This is a genomic window from Sinorhizobium glycinis, from assembly GCF_001651865.1.
GTDB lineage: Bacteria > Pseudomonadota > Alphaproteobacteria > Rhizobiales > Rhizobiaceae > Sinorhizobium > Sinorhizobium glycinis.
The window spans coordinates 127,070-143,225 of the sequence record NZ_LPUX01000066.1; the positions used below are offsets into that span (position 1 = coordinate 127,070).

At 59.4% G+C, this 16,156-nt stretch carries 15 protein-coding genes and 3 pseudogenes; 10 read left to right on the top strand and 8 right to left on the bottom strand.

What is annotated here, in order from left to right; genetic code table 11:
• The first annotated feature begins 101 nt into the window (after positions 1–101).
• The gene (locus AU381_RS24635) at positions 102–842 is read left to right on the top strand and encodes a response regulator (protein ID WP_014857919.1); all 741 of its coding nucleotides are present in this window, start codon (positions 102–104) and stop codon (positions 840–842) included.
• A 107-nt stretch (positions 843–949) separates the two neighbouring features.
• Here the strand turns inward: AU381_RS24635 and AU381_RS24640 are convergent, their stop codons facing one another.
• Positions 950–1,393 carry a hypothetical protein gene (locus AU381_RS24640; protein WP_014857918.1) on the bottom strand — a complete coding sequence of 148 codons (444 nt, stop codon included), beginning with the start codon at positions 1,391–1,393 and terminating at the stop codon, positions 950–952.
• A gap of 376 nt (positions 1,394–1,769) precedes the next feature.
• Here AU381_RS24640 and argF point away from each other — a divergent pair, with 376 nt between their 5' ends.
• The 4 genes from argF (at position 1,770) to AU381_RS24660 (ending at position 7,297) form a co-directional block, all read left to right on the top strand.
• Entirely contained in the window at positions 1,770–2,795 is a 1,026-nt protein-coding gene (gene argF / locus AU381_RS24645; protein WP_014857917.1) for an ornithine carbamoyltransferase, read from the top strand.
• A gap of 207 nt (positions 2,796–3,002) precedes the next feature.
• The gene (locus AU381_RS24650; protein WP_037456734.1) at positions 3,003–4,598 is read left to right on the top strand and encodes an MBL fold metallo-hydrolase; all 1,596 of its coding nucleotides are present in this window, start codon (positions 3,003–3,005) and stop codon (positions 4,596–4,598) included.
• A 49-nt stretch (positions 4,599–4,647) separates the two neighbouring features.
• Positions 4,648–5,232 carry a hypothetical protein gene (locus AU381_RS24655; protein WP_014857915.1) on the top strand — a complete coding sequence of 195 codons (585 nt, stop codon included), beginning with the start codon at positions 4,648–4,650 and terminating at the stop codon, positions 5,230–5,232.
• Between the two features lie 457 nt (positions 5,233–5,689).
• Entirely contained in the window at positions 5,690–7,297 is a 1,608-nt protein-coding gene (locus AU381_RS24660) for a cation-translocating P-type ATPase (protein WP_280137787.1), read from the top strand.
• Between the two features lie 235 nt (positions 7,298–7,532).
• Here AU381_RS24660 and AU381_RS24665 read toward each other — a convergent pair whose 3' ends face one another.
• Complete coding sequence (locus AU381_RS24665) at positions 7,533–7,826, bottom strand: hypothetical protein (protein WP_014857872.1); 294 nt, start codon at positions 7,824–7,826, stop codon at positions 7,533–7,535.
• A 28-nt stretch (positions 7,827–7,854) separates the two neighbouring features.
• Positions 7,855–8,601, bottom strand: coding sequence for a Crp/Fnr family transcriptional regulator (locus tag AU381_RS24670; protein WP_014857871.1), 747 nt, complete (start codon positions 8,599–8,601; stop codon positions 7,855–7,857).
• Positions 8,602–8,888: 287 nt separating this feature from the next.
• On the opposite strand from AU381_RS24670, the gene AU381_RS24675 reads away from it, so the two are divergent.
• Both AU381_RS24675 and AU381_RS24680 read left to right on the top strand, forming a co-directional pair.
• A complete protein-coding gene (locus tag AU381_RS24675) occupies positions 8,889–9,629 on the top strand; it encodes a Crp/Fnr family transcriptional regulator (protein ID WP_014857870.1) in 741 nt (246 codons plus the stop codon).
• Between the two features lie 272 nt (positions 9,630–9,901).
• Positions 9,902–10,351 carry a hemerythrin domain-containing protein gene (locus AU381_RS24680; RefSeq protein ID WP_014857869.1) on the top strand — a complete coding sequence of 150 codons (450 nt, stop codon included), beginning with the start codon at positions 9,902–9,904 and terminating at the stop codon, positions 10,349–10,351.
• Between the two features lie 223 nt (positions 10,352–10,574).
• Here the strand turns inward: AU381_RS24680 and AU381_RS24685 are convergent, their stop codons facing one another.
• Positions 10,575–11,147, bottom strand: coding sequence for a hypothetical protein (locus AU381_RS24685; RefSeq protein ID WP_037456699.1), 573 nt, complete (start codon positions 11,145–11,147; stop codon positions 10,575–10,577).
• Between the two features lie 444 nt (positions 11,148–11,591).
• Here AU381_RS24685 and AU381_RS31280 point away from each other — a divergent pair.
• Positions 11,592–11,885, top strand: a pseudogene (locus tag AU381_RS31280) (PAS domain S-box protein); the annotation flags it as partial.
• A 335-nt stretch (positions 11,886–12,220) separates the two neighbouring features.
• Here the strand turns inward: AU381_RS31280 and AU381_RS29075 are convergent.
• Positions 12,221–12,373 (bottom strand): CBS domain-containing protein, encoded by a 153-nt coding sequence (locus tag AU381_RS29075; protein ID WP_080579810.1) that lies wholly within the window; start codon positions 12,371–12,373, stop codon positions 12,221–12,223.
• A 125-nt stretch (positions 12,374–12,498) separates the two neighbouring features.
• On the opposite strand from AU381_RS29075, the gene AU381_RS24690 reads away from it, so the two are divergent.
• The gene (locus tag AU381_RS24690) at positions 12,499–13,050 is read left to right on the top strand and encodes an HPF/RaiA family ribosome-associated protein (protein ID WP_014857866.1); all 552 of its coding nucleotides are present in this window, start codon (positions 12,499–12,501) and stop codon (positions 13,048–13,050) included.
• Positions 13,051–13,121: 71 nt separating this feature from the next.
• Here AU381_RS24690 and AU381_RS24695 read toward each other — a convergent pair whose 3' ends face one another.
• Complete coding sequence (locus AU381_RS24695; RefSeq protein WP_014857865.1) at positions 13,122–13,541, bottom strand: DUF3775 domain-containing protein; 420 nt, start codon at positions 13,539–13,541, stop codon at positions 13,122–13,124.
• 352 nt (positions 13,542–13,893) lie between these two features.
• A pseudogene (locus AU381_RS29080) lies at positions 13,894–14,563 on the bottom strand (BON domain-containing protein).
• Between the two features lie 280 nt (positions 14,564–14,843).
• Here AU381_RS29080 and AU381_RS24710 point away from each other — a divergent pair.
• Positions 14,844–15,578, top strand: a pseudogene (locus AU381_RS24710) (response regulator).
• Between the two features lie 44 nt (positions 15,579–15,622).
• On the opposite strand, the gene AU381_RS24715 reads toward AU381_RS24710, so the two are convergent.
• Positions 15,623–16,066 carry a hypothetical protein gene (locus tag AU381_RS24715; RefSeq protein WP_014857858.1) on the bottom strand — a complete coding sequence of 148 codons (444 nt, stop codon included), beginning with the start codon at positions 16,064–16,066 and terminating at the stop codon, positions 15,623–15,625.
• Between the last annotated feature and the right edge of the window lie 90 nt (positions 16,067–16,156).

Consider the following 16,156-nt stretch of genomic DNA (forward strand, 5'->3'; position numbering starts at 1 on the left):
CGGGCCGTAACCTTACGACGACGCGCATGTGAAGTTTGGTGCTATATTGCAACAGATCGTAACAGCGCGCCGAAGAAAGCAGCGTGTGTGGGGGGCGTTTCATGACGAGTTCCCGGACATTGCCCGAGCACATCCTTGTAGTCGATGACGACTTGAGGATTCGACAAATGCTGTCGCGGTATTTTGAGGAGGAAGGATACCACGTAACCCTCGCCGGCGACGGACAGGAGATGCGCGATTGCCTCGATAAACAATCGATCGACATCATCCTGCTCGACCTGGTGCTGCCTGGCGAGGACGGGCTGACGCTTGCGCGCGACCTCCGCGCGCGCTCGGATGTACCGCTCATCATGCTGACCGGTCGCGATGACGTGGTCGACCGGGTCGTCGGGCTGGAGGTCGGCGCGGACGACTACATCGCCAAACCCTTCCACCTTCGGGAAGTACTGGCGCGAGTCAGGGGCGTTCTTCGTCGCCGCCAACCTCAGCCATCGTCGAGCTTCGGCGACCAGTCGTCAGAAATCTACTGCTTCGAGGGGCTGCGTCTTGATATCGGGCGTCGCCAACTGCTGTCGGAAACTGGGAGCGAGATCCTGCTGACGACCGGTGAGTTCGATATGCTCTGTGTGCTCGTGAAGCACGCGGGTCGCGTCCTTCAACGTGAATTGCTTATGGATCTGACACGGCGCCGTAACCTCGAAGCTTTCGACCGCACCATTGACGCACAGATTGCACGGCTGCGGCGCAAAATCGAGCGTAACCCCAGCCTCCCCGGCCTTATCAAGTCGGTCAGAGGGGTTGGCTATGTCTTCAGCGCAAGGGTGACACGGCATGAAGCGTAGTTTCACCACTTTGAATCGTTTTATGCTTTTGTCCTTACATCGGCGCCGATTTAGGGAGACACGCAGTAGCAACGGCGACTGAGATTGCTCCCAGCCGGCATTGGGACTTATTGCACAGGTATGAGGATTCCGCGATCATTTCGCCGCCCCATATCCGTCGACCCAGGCCAGTTGGCCGGTTCAAGTGCGGCGACGCGAATGAAGCCGCAATGCTTGTTGCGAGCGACCGCCATCAAATAGCCGAGAAGGGCGTTGGACGCACCGCGCGTGTCCCCTGCGCTTATGACGACGAACACCGGCACGTCGAGCATTCTGCCGTACGTTTTGTTGTGCACCAGGCGCATGATGCAGACGCCGGTGATATAACCCAGCGGATTCTCTGCGGTTACTACTTCTTCTGCATATGGCGTCGGCCATTTTCGCGCGAATGCCGTCGCGCAAAGGTCGCGCCAGGCCTGCAAATCGACGTCGTATCCGACCGCCTCGATCAGCCGGTACGTTTTGTCGACCTGAGGGTGCTTGACCGGACCGACGGAGTAGCCGACAGCCATGTTTCTCTCCATAAGACACGCTTCTCAACCGCGCCCGCTGAGCCTTGTCCTCAACACGGCGGACCCTCAGCAGGACGCGACCCTCAGCGAGCCCAGCCCCTGCAAATTACCTCTGACCCCGGCATCACTTCGCGCCGCGAGCAATGCATTGGAGGAGATTTTCGGGAAAATTGCGGGTCTCGTCTTTGACGTTCATCAAAGAGGTGAAAGCGGCAGGAGTTTGATGAGAGTCAAAGCTTCCGGCTCGTATTTGCTGTTTAGATTACGTGAGAGGCGTGGTTCTAGCGCAAGAAAGGGCAACTGCACCAGCCGCGGTTCAGACAGTTGCGATTTCGCGCGCGTTCCAATCCACTGACTTAAGGCGACGGGGCGTGTCATGTCCATCGATCTTCGCGGCCGTAGCGTACTGACGCTCGAGCAGTTCGCACCAGAGGAAATCCGATTTCTGTTGCAGCTCGCCGCCGAGCTGAAGGCGGCGAGGCGAAACGGCAACGAAACTCCCCGGCTCAGTGGCAGGAATATTGTGCTCGTGAGCGAGGGGGACTCGACCGGCGCTTTCTTCGGGTCCGAAGTCGCAGCCTACGACCAAGGCGCACGCGTCGTCAGCCTGACGCTTTCCGCAAGCCATGTGGGGCAATGCGGATCGATCAAGGACACGGCCCGGGTGCTCGGCAGGATCTACGACGCCATCGAATATTGTGGTCATGCCCAAAGCGTTGTGGAGGAGCTGGCGGCCTACGCTCATGTGCCCGTCCATAACGGCTTCACCGACGAATCCCATCCAATTCACGCGTTGGCGGATTTTCTGACGATGCGGGAAATTGCCGGCAAGGAGCTGCGCGACGTCACGATCGCTTTTGTGGGGGACGGTCGCAGCTCCATCGCCAGATCGCTCGCCATGGGCGCGGCCAAGCTCGGCATGGATTTCCGCATGGTCTCGCCGCCGATATTCAGGCCCGCTCCGTCCTTCCTTGACGGCGTGGTGTCGGAGGCGCGCAAGCATGGTGGGAAGTTTACAGCCCTGGAACATGTGGGCGCCGGGGTGCTGGCGGCTGATTTCATTTACACGGCTTCTTGGCTGGGAGAGCAGGAGGAGGGCTGGGCGGAGCGCATCAGACTACTAGCGCCGTTCGGCGTCAGGGCGAATGTCATGGAGGCCACCGAAAATCCGCATTGCAAGTTCATGCATTGCTTGCCCGCTTTCCATGATAACAGCACAAAGGCAGGAGCCCGCGTTGCAAAGCAGTTCGGTCTTGGCTGCATGGAGGTCTCCGACGCGATCTTTGAATCGAAAGCTTCTCTCGTCTTCGATCAGGCGGAAAACCGAATGCACGCGATCAAGGCGATCCTTGTCGCGACCATTGGAGACCCGCACCACGTCAGCGCGCAAGGCACGCTGTAGCGCTTTGAAACGCTGCATGTTTTATCCTGAAATCGGCTACGACTTAAGGAAACATGCAGCAGGCCCCCGGATTGAGTGGACTTCGTTCCACTTGCCGCCGCCCAGGCCTGATGCCGACGCATGGCGGTCTGCATCTTTGATCCGCATCAAGTCGCCCGCCGATGCAAGCGTGCATGCTTCGACATTGTCTTCGATGAGGTCCGTGCTGTGGCGATTGAACCGATCATCCGTTTTCATGGTGCCGCGGGAACCGTTACCGGTTCCTGCCAACTCGTCGAATTCGGTACGACGAAGATCCTCATCGACTGCGGTCTGTTCCAAGGGTCGAAGACAGAAAAGGAACTGAATTACCGCCCCTTTCCCTTCGACCCCAGGAAGATCGACGCCGTCATACTCACGCATGCGCATATCGACCATTCGGGCCTGCTGCCGAAGCTTGTCAGGCTTGGCTATGATGGCCCGATCTTCGCGACGCCCGCGACTACGGATCTCTGCTCCGTCATGCTGCCGGACTCTGCGCATATCCAGGAGAGCGAAGTCGACCAGCTCAATCGCCGCAACCTGCGCCGGGGCCGGCAGACCGTGACGCCGATTTACACCGCACGCGACGCCGCTTCCGCGATCACACTGTTTCGGCAAGTGCGCCTCGGCTCCTGGGAGAAGGCGGGCGAGGGAATTCGCTTCCGTTTCTGGAATGCCGGACATCTGCTCGGATCGGCCTCCGTCGAGATGGAGATCGATGCCGCACCGTCGCCGTTGCGTTTGTTGTTTTCCGGCGACATCGGTCCGCGCCACAAGCTCCTGCAGTTCGATGCGAGAGCGCCGAGTGGCTGGGATTATGTCATCTGCGAGAGCACCTACGGCAACGTCGAGCGCGACGAAACGAACGATGCCGCTCGACGTCACATCCTGCGCTCCGAGGTGTTGACGGCAGCGCATCCGAACGGCGCACTGATCATTCCTTCCTTTGCCGTGGAACGCACGCAGGAGCTGCTTACCGACCTCGTATTTCTGATGGAAACTGGTGGCGTCCCCAAGTGCCCGATCATCATCGACTCTCCACTTGCTACACGCGCGAGCGAGATCTTCCGCCGGCATGCGCGCGAGCTTGAAAACGGCGATGTTCTTGTCAGGGCAATCGAGGCGAAGAACGTGCGCTTCACCGAGACGGCGGAGCAGTCCAAGGCGATTGATTTCATCAGGGGCTTCCACATCGTCATCGCTGCGAGCGGCATGTGCGAGGCCGGGCGCATTCGCCACCGGTTGAAGAATTGGCTCTGGCGAGACGAGGCGACAGTGTTGTTGGTCGGGTATCAGGCGGCCGGCACGCTCGGGCGCTTTCTCGAAGACGGCGCCTCGACGGTGCGCATACAGGGCGACGATATCCGCGTCCGTGCCCGGATCAGGAAGCTGGACATCTATAGCGGCCATGCCGATGGCGGAGAGCTTGCCGACTGGGTGCAGGCCCGGCAGCCGATCAGCGCTGGTGTCTTTCTCGTCCATGGAGAGGCTGACGCACTTGAGGGGCTGAGGGAACGCCTCGTGACCTTCCTACCCCAGGATCACCTGATCCGACCGGGGCTGGACAGCGCTTTTCGTCTGAGCCGGCAAAGAGCGGTCGAGATCTCCGAAGTGATGCCTCCGCCGCGCATCGATCCGATTTTGGCCGGACGGACGGATTGGCACAATGATTTCCAGTCGCTCGTCCTCGATCTGCAGGACGAACTGGCCAAGGCTGCGGACGACAAGGCGCGTCGAGTCGTAATCCGCCGGTTGCGTCGCGCCTTGCAGGAAGAAGCATGAGACGCGCGTCTGGAACGGACTGTGACGCAAGATCAGAGGGGAAGCACACGTGAGCGTGCCCGCGCTTGATAGATGCTACACGATCCTGATCCGTGTTGACCAAGTTGTGCGCCTTTTCAATTCTCTCGATCCGACGCCATTTCGGGAGCGCGATTTGGATGACGATGCCGAGCGGTTTATCGTCGAATGGGCTCAAGAAGCTCCCGGCAACGCGTCCATCGAGATTGTCGTCCAGTTGCCGACGACGGAAGCAAAGCCGGAATACACCCACGCTCTGCAGGAGGCGGTGCGGTACAATTTCGAGAGTCGCGCCAATCAGGCACACCGGGAATTGCGCGAACTCCTGAGAGAAGGGCGACGCGTCCTGCTCATCGGCATCCCGATCCTCGCGTTCAGCCTAATCGCCAGCCAAATGATCAGCGATGCCGCGGGAACGGCAACATATTCGCGGGTGATCGGGGAAAGCCTGCTGATCTTCGGCTGGGTGGCTAACTGGCGCGCGCTGGAAATCTTCCTCTACGGCTGGTGGCCGATTGTACGCCGGCACCGACTCTATCGCCGTCTCGCTGCAGCAACGGTCAAGGTCTTGTCGGTCGGATCTTTCTCGTCCTCCCCCGACGAGAGCGCGAATTGATGCGCATCAATGCATCGCCGGGCAAATCCGGCTGAAATTTCGGGCATTGCTGCATGGAGCGTAAAAATGCTCAAGATCTCAACGGTTCTAGCCTTGGCCGCTCTACTCAACAGTTTGGGAGGGGCTGCCGGAGCGATCGAAATCGAAGCGGGCGTGTCCGCGGTGTTGCAGCGGGTACAGCCGGCGGTCGTCAGTATCCGCACGATCAGCAGCGGAATTTTCAGAAGCGAAGCGCTTGATGATCCGAACGTGCGGAGAGTGCTGGGTCTTCCCGATGATGTGGTTATCTTGCAAACCGGTGTGACTGCGACGGGGTCAGGAGTGATCATCGATCGGGAGAACGGGTACATCATCACGAGTCGTCACCTTGTTGCCGACGCCGACGATGTGTCCGTGAAGCTTGCGGACGGACGGGTATTCCAGGCCGACAGGGTATCCGGCGGACCTCAAGCCGGAGGTGAACAAAGCCGACCGGCGGCTCTGCGAAGTCGCACGATGGTGCCAGACGGTCCAGCGAGCGAAGGACGGCGGGTGGCTGGGCGACCCCATGGAGATGGCTCTGGTCGAGATGGCGGGGCGGGCAGGACTTGCCTCGGCCAGCGTTCAGCTCGTCAGCGAAATTCCCTTCGATGCCGATCGGAAGCGCATGTCGACCCTTCACGAGACCGTAGAGGGGAGGGCTATGTATACAAAGGGCGCACCCGAAACGGTGATCCCCCTCTGCACGGACCTGGAGGCCAATAAAGGGGTTGCGCCTTTGACGCGGAAATTGCGCCAGCGCCTCAAGGAAGCGGAGGAAGCCTTTGCGAAAAAGGGCTTGCGCGTGCTCGCCCTTGCCTACCGGCGCCTGGAGCCAGAGGCGCCCCTGCCGACGAGTGAGGTGGGCCTCGTCTTTCTCGGGCTGGTCGCTTTCGAAGATCCCCCGCGCGAGGGTGTCGCTGAAGCGGTGCGAAGCGCTCGACAGGCAGGCATCAAGATTGTCATCGCGACAGGCGATCATCCCGATACCACCATCGCTATCGGCCGTCAGATCGGGCTGGTCAGGGAAGAGGAGATGCCGCAGGTGGTGACAGGCGAGCGTCTACACGATCTGTCCGACTCACAACTGCGGACCGCTCTCGATGCGCCCTGTCCGATCTTCGCACGCCTCGCTGCCGATCAGAAATTGCGCATTGTTCGCGCTCTGAGAGCCAAGGGGCATGTCACTGCAGTGACCGGCCACGGCGTGAACGACGCGCCGGCGCTCAAGGAGGCGGACATCGGCATTGCCATGGGCAGGACCGGAAGCGATGTCGCCCGCGCAGCAGCCGACATGGTCCTTGTCGACGATAACTTCGTCAGCATTGTCGATGGTATCGAGGAGGGCCGCGCAGTCTTCGACAATGTCCGCAAATTCTTGACCTATGTACTCACCTCGAACGTCGCCGAATTCGTCCCCTATCTCGCCTTCGTTCTCTTTGGCATTCCGCTGCCGCTGACCATCATCCAGATACTCGCCGTCGATCTGGGCACCGATTTGTTGCCTGCACTTGCGCTGGGAGCGGAAAAGCCGCACCCTGATATAATGGCGAGACCGCCGCGCCCCCGTACGGAACGGCTGTTGGATCATCGCTTGCTTCTGCGGGCCTACGGATTCCTGGGCCTGTTCGAGGCGGCGGCGGGAATGACGGCGTACTCCTTTGTCCTCTGGCAAGGAGGTTGGGCGTTTGGCGAGCCGCTGGCAGCTCACGCGGCTCTCTACCTGCAGGCAACGACTGCATGCCTGGTGGCCATCGTCCTTCTACAGATCGTTAACGTGTTTCTCTGTCGGGATGAACGGATCTCGCTGTTTGCACAAACGTCTTTGGGCAATCCGCTGATCTTCGTCGGGATCGCCTTCGAGATCGGGATGATCCTCGCAGTCGTGTACACGCAGCCGGGCAATGCCCTCTTCGGCACTGCGCCTTTGGGATGGCAGGCATGGTTGTTTGTAGGACCGTTTGCGGCGGCCATGCTGGTCAGTGAGGAGGCGCGAAAATGGATTGCTCGATCCCGATCCTCCAGAAAACCATCAGAGAAGGGATAACATAAATGAATAAGTCTCGATCGCGGCGCGCGTAACTCATCCCAATAGCTACGAAACGCCTCTCAGCATGTTTCAATGTTTTGCCTGCATCTTGCGCATCGGATTTGTCTGGACGGGGCCGCCACAAATCGGACGCGGATAGCATTCCTGGATGAATGGCGGCTTCCTCCATGCACGTCCGTGCTTGATTTCCTGTCATCCACCGCGAAACGGGCGCCAGCGCAATTGTTCCTGACTAGAAATAGGACCGAGCGAGCGGCCCGATGTATTCGGTTCTGAAGCCATGCGTCCGCGCCTTCCGGATAAAGGCATTCGCCCCGGCAAGATTTGTCTCGAGGATGCGGGCGTTTTGGCTATCACCAGCGAAATTTGCCTCGAACCAATGGCTCGCGCGTGCAGAGAGCAGGCAGATCCGCCAGTTTTGCGCCTCCTTTCTCTCGACGCGGAAATCCGCATCGCTAGAGGCTGGCTCGCTTAGTTCCACGGTATTTGCCGTGGCAGGCGCAAAAGCTCGATCTGCATGGGCCATATTCACGCTCCTCCTGATTTGTAACCGATTAGAGACTGGTGGTCAGATGTTCCCTTGCCCGAAGGCGCTTGCAGGACGCGGCAAGCCGTGCTTCTTCGAGTATCTCAAAGCGCCGCGGCGTAAGGGCACGGATGATGCCCTCCTCCTGTAACGCCAGAAGCAGATGGGCAAGGCTCGTCGTCGTGATGCCGATGTGTGCTGCCAATGCAGTGCGATTTATCGTCACGACAGCAATCGGATTGCGCTTTATCGAGACGACCGTTCGATCGTGGTCGAACGGACGATAGATGACACGCAGGAGAAAAAAGCCGAGACGATCGATCGGGCGCTCGCTCATGCAAGCGATCTGGTGGAGGCAGCATTGCAACTGCGAGGTTGCGGCGTTCAAAATGGCGTTCGCCAGCTCCGGATCGTTTCGGAGCGCAGCTGTCAGTTGCGCCGGATCGATGCAACGGACTGTCGCCGGGGTCAGCGTCTCGAATTCAATGTCCGGGTGGCGGGAAACCGTTGGATAGACGATGTCATTGGGTCCGAGGATTTGCAGAATGCGGTTGTTGCCGTCTCTGCCTAGCCGACGGATCGCCACCACGCCGTCGACTATTCCGAGGAAGAAGGGCCTCTTGCCATTCCCGGAAAGCACGGAGGCAGCCCCGAAGCGCTTGACGCGCCCGAAGCCCCGCAAATGCCGTTCTATATCAATCGCTGCCAGGTCGGAGCCCAGCGGACTAAATGAAGGGCAATGATTGCGTCTTGCCGCAAAGTTCTTTGTTGCCATGGAACGACCTCGGCTCATCGAAAAATGCAGGTGAATTGATTCCGTGTGAGTCGATGGCCGTCTTTGATGTGAATCAAAGAAGAGAAATAAATATAAGAAATGCTTCGTACTATCGAAGATGTATAGGGGTAATGTCGCCCGTTTGGAGAGTATTTGCCGCCGCCACTCGAGTTCCGGCGTTCACTGTTACAAACTGTTACAATTTCTTAAACACTGTTACTGTGTAGTTATTCTGCAGTCACGCATAGGCGGTCAACTTACCCATTAACCCTAGGGGGAGAGTTACCATGAGCCTTCAGCTAGTTGTCGGTCAGTCGACTAACCCAGCGGCAGCAGCGTCAACCGCGGCAGACAAACCGACACTTTCGTCGCTTTTCTGCAGGCAGTCGATCGAGAGAATCGCTCCGGGTTCCGCCGTTTTCTGGGAGGGCGACGCAGCTAAAAACATCTTTGAGGTCGTTGAAGGCACGCTCAGGGCTTACAGGATTCTCAACGACGGCCGCCGCGTCATTCTCGGTTTCGTCCGCGCGGGTGATCTGCTCGGCGTTTCGCTGAGGGGGCATTACCTTTACACAGTTGAGGCGATCACGCCCGTCGAAGTCCGTCGCCTACCGAAACACCGCTTCGACAGCCTGAGCGAGCGCGAACCGCACCTCAATGAGCAGCTCTTCTCGAAACTCTGCGACGAGATGGCTGCGGCCCAGGATCAGATGGTGCTGCTTTCGCGAAGGAGTGCAGAGGAAAAGCTAGCCGGCTTTTTCTTGCTGATGGCGCGCGGCCAAGTGCAGAAGCGCGGCATGATCATCGAACTACCGATGACGAGGCTGGATATAGCCGACTATCTCGGCATGACGATCGAGACCGTCTCACGGACCATCACCAAGCTCGCTGGCTGCGGTGTTATCGCGACGGTCGGGCGTCATTCCATTGCTCTCCTGACCATGAACGCGCTGGTCGCGCTTGCCGGTGGCGAACTGGAGAACCCGTCGTTTCAGGAAGCGTACCGCCGTCGCCACGCCATGGCGTAACGACTGCGACTTTCACGTCTCGGGCCTCTGCTAGCGGGGCCGGCGGGGACACGTGTCTTGGAGCGTTCTCATTTGCATAATCGTACGAACAAGGCCGAGCTTGGTGGTGGAACGCGGAGCCTGTCGCCGAGACCACGCACGATGGATTTACACCAGATTGCCCATTCTCCGGGAGCGTCTATGACGGCGGTAATGGAACTGCCGTTTTCCCGGCATCGAATCCGGCGCCCTATGATGTCCTGTGGCTCGGCGCCGCCTCAAAGGAGCAAGCCATGGAATTGAGGATCCCTGAACCGCTCAAGACGGAGCACTCGGCACTTCACTCGGAACTGGTCGACGCGACAAAACAAGGCGGCCGTGTCGGGGCGGCGGCAAAAGAAGTCGCAAGACTCTTGCACCCGCATTTCATTCGCGAAGAAGAATTCGCACTCCCACCGCTCAGCCTGCTTGGAGCGTTGGCGAAGGGAACGTTAATTCCCGGGATGACTGACGTCGTCACTCTGACGGACAGGCTGGAGGCCGAACTGCCATCAATGCTGGCCGAGCACCAGCAGATCGTAGCAGCGCTCGGCGAGCTGGTCGCGGCGGCGAAGGCCGAAAACAAGCCGAAATATGTGGACTTCGCCGAGAAGCTGATCCTGCACGCCAGGACTGAAGAGGAAGTCCTCTATCCGGCCGCGCTTATCGTCGGGCGCTATATCAAGCTGTTGCTTGGCAAATAGCCTCGGATGGCAGGACCTTTCTTGCGTCCGAACGGATCAGCATCTATCCGGTGGCCAAGTGGCATGTGCATATTGAGGCGCCGAATGACGGTCTTGCGCGACATCAATTTCGACAGACGATTTTTCGGCTAAAGGAATGGAGCGCTAACGTCGCGCGTGGCGGAAGGTCTTCATTATGAACAAATCCGAGCTGAAACGCGCCATCGCGACCGGTGTCTATCGTTCACCCGTTGCGCGCTTCGTTTCGATCCTGGGGCGGGAAAGGCCCGCTTCCGCCTTCTTTCTGATCTTCGCGGCGGCTCTCGTGCTCCCGGTCTTGCTGTTCGGTACCCTGACCGCCTGGACGTATGTGCAGGCCGAAAAAGAGCGGGCCGTCGAGAGGGCGCAGGCACTGGCGCACGAACTGTCGGCTGCGGTCGACCGCGAACTGGCCGGACCACGCCTGGTTATGGAAGCATTGGCTACCTCGGAGGAGCTGCGAAGAGGAGATTTGCAGGCATTCCACCCTACCGCAGCAGCCGTTGCCGACTCGCTTGGCCTCACGATCGTCGTGCGGGCTCCTGGACAGCCGCGACAGCTGCTCAATACTTCCGTGCCCTGGGGAACGCCATTGCCGCGCCCGAATCCTGCGATCGCTGAATTCGATCAGCGGGTGCCTCAGCAAAAAAGGCCCGTCATAACGAACATCATCGTGGGCCAGCAGAAGCGTCTGCTTGCCACGGTGATTGTACCAGTCTTGCGAGAAGACGAGGTGATCTATCTGCTCGCCGTCGGCATACCGGTCGAAAGACTGCAACCCGTGTTCAGCGATGTGAGCCTTGACGAGGGATGGCTGGCAGCCATTGTCGACTCGAGGGGTATGATTGCAGCACGTTCGGTTGACCCAGAGGCTTTTGTCGGGAAACAGGCACCCTCCGATTGGATATCGCAGGTTACCGGCCCGGAAGGCCTTTGGCGGGGCCACAACCTGCAGAACGTTGAGGTCGTTGCTGCCTACGCCCGCCCCGGCGACACGAATTGGTTCGCCACCGTGACAGTCCCTATTTCGCTTCTTAACGCGCCGATCTGGAAGGCGCTTGCAACGCTTTCGGCGATTGGGGTCCTACTTCTGTCTTTATCGGTCGCTCTCGCATCTTGGGCGGCGTCTCATCTCACGCGCGCCGTCGGCGCCCTCCAAAACGCCGGCCTCGAACTCGAGAAAAATGAACATGTCTCGCCCGTGGCCACGCCGGTACGCGAGATCAACTCGGTCGGGCGAGTTCTCGCGGCAGCAGCCACCGAGGCGCAGCGGCGTGAGGCTCACCTACGCTCCATTCTGGCAACCGTGCCAAGCGCAATGGTGGTGATCGACAGCCGAGGAAGAATACAGTCGTTCAGCGCCACGGCGGAGAAGCTCTTTGGTTTCACCGCGAGTGAAGTCTCCGGGAAGAACGTCAACGTTCTGATGCCGGAGCCGGACCGAAGCGCTCATGACAGTTACCTACGGCACTACCTCGACACCGGGGAGCGGCGCATCATTGGAAAAGGACGCGTCGACGGTAAAGGCCGTAACCGGTGGGACCCGCCTCATAGCCGATCCTCCAACCGTCAGTCATTGAGGAATATCAAGGCGGCGGACGGTGTCCTCAGCCGAGAGACCGAGCGGCCGCGAGCCCTTGGGCAGTATGGAGTTTCTGCAATCAGCTTCCGCATCCGAGGCTCCTTGCCAGCACTCGGCACGCATCAACCGGGTTTCCGAGCTGAGAGCGCGCGTGACCGTTCTTCCATGCCCTGCAGTATAGCGGTGGGCACACATGGAGACAGCGGAGCGGCCGACTCTTTTCCGGCAGGGGTACGCCTGCCGAGCGGGCGATCACCCGTATGCAGCGCTCAGCCACGCACGTATTGCACGAGTTGCTCGATGTCGAATTCCCGATCAGCGATCACAGATTTCGTAAGGTCGCCGATGGAGATAATGCCGACCAGGCATCCGTTTTCCAGGACAGGCAGGTGCCTGATATGTTTCTCGGTCATAAGCGCCATACAAGACGTCCGCCGTTTGAACCATTATTCAACCGCAAAAAGCACCTGTCGTTGCGCGGGGTCAATGCGGCGCCGGTCAACTGCAGGCAGGCTTGTGGTTGGAATAAACTTTAAGGGCAGGAACCATGGAAATCATCCCTCAAATCCGGTTTCGCGGAATGGAACCATCCGCCTCGGTGGAGGCTGCGGTGCGCGAGCGGATCGCGCGGCTCGAGCGTTTCCACAAAAGAATCACCTCCTGCAACGTGATCGTCGAGGCACCCCATCGCCACGGCCGCAAAGGCTCCATCTACCATGTCCGCGTCGACATCACCGTGCCAGGACGCGAGATCGTCGTCGGGCGAGAGCGGGAGGAAAATCACGCCCATGAAGATGTGCTCGTGGCGATCCGCGACAGTTTCAACGCTGCGCAACGGCGGCTTGAGGATGCCGTGCGCGAGATGAGCGGCTACCGGGTGAAACCGCATCCGGAGACGCTCCACGGCGAGGTCGCGCGGCTCGTGCCCGAGGAAGGCTTCGGTTTCATCACGACAGCGGACGGGCGCGAGTTCTTCTTCCGCCGCGAAGGCATGGGGTCCGACGATCAGTGGAAGCAGTTGAAAGTCGGGACGGAGGTGCGCTTTGCCGAGCACGAAGGCGAGAAAGGGCCCTATGCCTCTGGGGTGTCTATCGCCTGATGCCTTGGCGATCGCGTGGCTTAGAGCGAGATGGAGTGTGCGATTTTCCGTCCCATCTTCAACTGCGGAATCTAGAGGCGGACCATCTCATATTCCTGGCAGGACTCGCCGAATTGTGCCATGGCTTCCTCCAGATAGTCCGCCAATAAAGGTGTACCGAGCAGGTATGACGTGGTCCGGTCATTGTGGGCAGCAGCGGCTTCGGCGCGAATGCTCTCCCAGTCGTCGACGTTGCCATCGCCACGGCCGAGCCAGGACAGCGCCACGAGGTCGATCTGCTCGTCCTCGTTCAGGTCCGAGATCAGGCTCTCGAGCTCAACTTCCACAGGGTCGTCCGGCTGATCTTCAAGCACCGATACCATCATGTCGTCGCTGGCATTGGATGCCGGATCGGGCTCCGTGACCGCATCTTTGGCATCGAACTCGCGTGCCTTGATGATGAGGTAGCATACTTTCTCGGGCGAGATCGACAGGTTCCAAGCCTCACTCATCTCGGTTCTCCAGATTCCATTGGTTCGCTCTGCGGGACCATTCGGAAAGTCGCGCACCCGCGATCATACCAACATCTGTGTCGATACTCGTTGATTCGCATCAATGAGGTCCTACCCGATGGATGGAATTCATCATGTTTGAGGTCTGCAGCGGAGGCAGGTGGACGAATGCGTGCGACATTTGCCTGACGGCCCTCACCGATCTTGTCTGCGACCTTTCTCTACATGGGAGACAGATCGTGGCGCGACCTCGAATTGCTGCGATGGCAATCGACAGATCGCCTCGAATGAGGCGATAGGAGTCTGTCTCCTGCGGATGCTCGCCCCGGATGACATTGGCGCGCGGCTGTTTTCACGGACTCAGGCGTTCCTGAGCGTCGGCCACGCTCAGATGATCCTCGACGGCGGTCACTCCAGGCGCCGACCAAGCGGCGCGTTCCACCATCACCCGTACCCGCAGGCTCTGCACCTTTCCGCGTAATGTCACATGACCGCCGGAAACGTCGACGTCGATATTCTCGGCCTCAATCTCGGCGTTGCGTTCGAGTGCCTCTTCGATGCCGTGCCGGAGGTCAGAGACATCCACGCGGGCAGGCCGGATCTTGAGCTGGTTGATTATGCCCTTCACGCCGGAGAGTTCCCGCACCGCGCTTTCCGCCGCCGAACGTTGAAAACGCCGGTCGACCACACCACTCAGGGTGACAAGCCCCTTCCGCACCTTGACCCTGAATCTCGTTCGGAGGCGCGCCAGGCGAGGATTTTCAGGACGGGCTGGCAATTTCATCGTCAGCGGTCTTCCTGTGTTCCGGCAGTCGTACCTCGATATCCTCCGCGATAGCCCGCACGCCCTTTATCCTTTGGACTACGGGCTCCGCGGCGTGTTTTTCCGCATAGCTGAGCACATGACCCATTAAGGTCACGATGCCGTCCTCGATAATGACACCGATGTTTGCAGCATCTATGGTCGGCTTGTACTCAAGTTCGTTCAGGATGTCCTGGCGCGGTCGCATGTCATCGATCATCATCTCCTCCCGTGACGCAAGGCATCTGAAAGACCGCAGCCGTAGTATCGCCGATCATTCGATCGTCGGTCATTGGGGACATCAAGGCAGTGTGTGCCGCCGGCTGAAGGCGAGCATGCGGCGCGCCTGTTGCACGGCACTGGCTGGAAGGCTCATGGCGTCTCCCTGCCTTTGATCCAGACCGAAGAATTTGAACGCTGTGCGGCGACGGATGTGTTACAATTCGTTCGATTTTGGAACCGACTGTAACTGCGTTGGCTGAAGCGTCTCGAGGGACTGCATGGCCAAGCCGCCCGAACATATCCTCGTCGTCGACGATGACCCGAGAATCCAAGAGATGCTCGCTCGGTATTTCGAAGAAGAGGGATACTGTGTCAACGTGGCAGGCGATGGCCAGCAGATGCGCAGTTGCCTGTAGAAGTTGCCAATCGACATCATTCTGCTCGATCTAGTCCTACCCGGAGAGGACGGCTTGGCACTTGCGCGCGACATAAGGGCCTCCTCTGACATACCGATTATCATGCTGACCGGGCGCAACGACGTCGTCGATCGGATCGTCGGGCTGGAGCTCGGCGCCGACGACTACATCACGAAGCCTTTCCATCTTCGCGAGGTATTGGCGCGCCTGAAATGCGCCCTTCGGCGCCGGCAGCCAGGAGCATCGCTGAACCGCAGCAGCGAGCCGCAAACGGAAATCTACAGCTTCGAGGGGTGGCGTCTTGACGTCGGTCGCCGACAATTGCTGGCTGACGACGGGAAGGAGATCTCTCTGACGACGGGCGAGTTCGATATGCTCTGTGTGCTTGTGAACCATGCTGGCCGTGTGTTGCAGCGCGAGCTATTGATGGATCTCACCCGAGGCCGGAACCTCGAAGCCTTCGATCGAACCATCGATGCCCAGATCGCCCGGCCGCGCCGCAAGATCGAGCGAGACCCTGGCAACCCGGCGCTCATAAAAACCGTGAGAGGCGTCGGATATGTCTTCAGCGCAAGGGCGATTCGGCAGGACGTCTAGGCATTTTCGACGCCCCGCATTGACCTTAGATTAGGATCAATGGTTCATTGCACCGGTATGAGGATTCCGCGGTCCTGCCGCCGCGGTCCGCCGGGCGGGCCGGGCCAATTGGCAGGGTCAGGACTTGCGACGCGAATGAAGCCGCACTGTTTGTCGCAAGCCGCCGTCGTCAAATATTCGAGAAGGGCATCACAGACGCCCGGCGTGTCTCCGGCACTTATGATGATGAAGACCGGCACGTCGAGAAGCCGTCCGTACAATACGTGGTGTGTGGTGCGCATCAGGCAGACACCTGCGATGTAACCGCGTGAGTTTTCGACCGTTATGATCTCCTCGGAGTAGGGCGTTATATATTTTCTCGCAAAAGTCGTCGCACAGAGTTCACGCCATCCGGCCACGTCGACCCCGTAGCCGACGGCTTCTATCAATCGATAGGTTTGGTCGACCTGAGGGGGCTTGATGAGGTTGACGGAATAGGCCATGGCCATGCTCGCTCCGGCGGATCATGTGCTCAGGCATTCGCGGTGCGCATCTCGAGCTCGCTGGGTTACCGCGCCGCTGCGGCGATCCCTCCAAGA

Coding starts and splice junctions, on each gene's coding strand:
- AU381_RS24635 (WP_014857919.1), top strand. CDS start 102: ATGACGAGTTCCCGGACATTGCCCGAGCACATCCTTGTAGTCGATGAC.
- AU381_RS24640 (WP_014857918.1), bottom strand. CDS start 1,393: ATGGCTGTCGGCTACTCCGTCGGTCCGGTCAAGCACCCTCAGGTCGAC.
- argF (WP_014857917.1), top strand. CDS start 1,770: ATGTCCATCGATCTTCGCGGCCGTAGCGTACTGACGCTCGAGCAGTTC.
- AU381_RS24665 (WP_014857872.1), bottom strand. CDS start 7,826: ATGGCCCATGCAGATCGAGCTTTTGCGCCTGCCACGGCAAATACCGTG.
- AU381_RS24670 (WP_014857871.1), bottom strand. CDS start 8,601: ATGGCAACAAAGAACTTTGCGGCAAGACGCAATCATTGCCCTTCATTT.
- AU381_RS24675 (WP_014857870.1), top strand. CDS start 8,889: ATGAGCCTTCAGCTAGTTGTCGGTCAGTCGACTAACCCAGCGGCAGCA.
- AU381_RS24680 (WP_014857869.1), top strand. CDS start 9,902: ATGGAATTGAGGATCCCTGAACCGCTCAAGACGGAGCACTCGGCACTT.
- AU381_RS29075 (WP_080579810.1), bottom strand. CDS start 12,373: ATGGCGCTTATGACCGAGAAACATATCAGGCACCTGCCTGTCCTGGAA.
- AU381_RS24690 (WP_014857866.1), top strand. CDS start 12,499: ATGGAAATCATCCCTCAAATCCGGTTTCGCGGAATGGAACCATCCGCC.
- AU381_RS24695 (WP_014857865.1), bottom strand. CDS start 13,541: ATGAGTGAGGCTTGGAACCTGTCGATCTCGCCCGAGAAAGTATGCTAC.
- AU381_RS24715 (WP_014857858.1), bottom strand. CDS start 16,066: ATGGCCATGGCCTATTCCGTCAACCTCATCAAGCCCCCTCAGGTCGAC.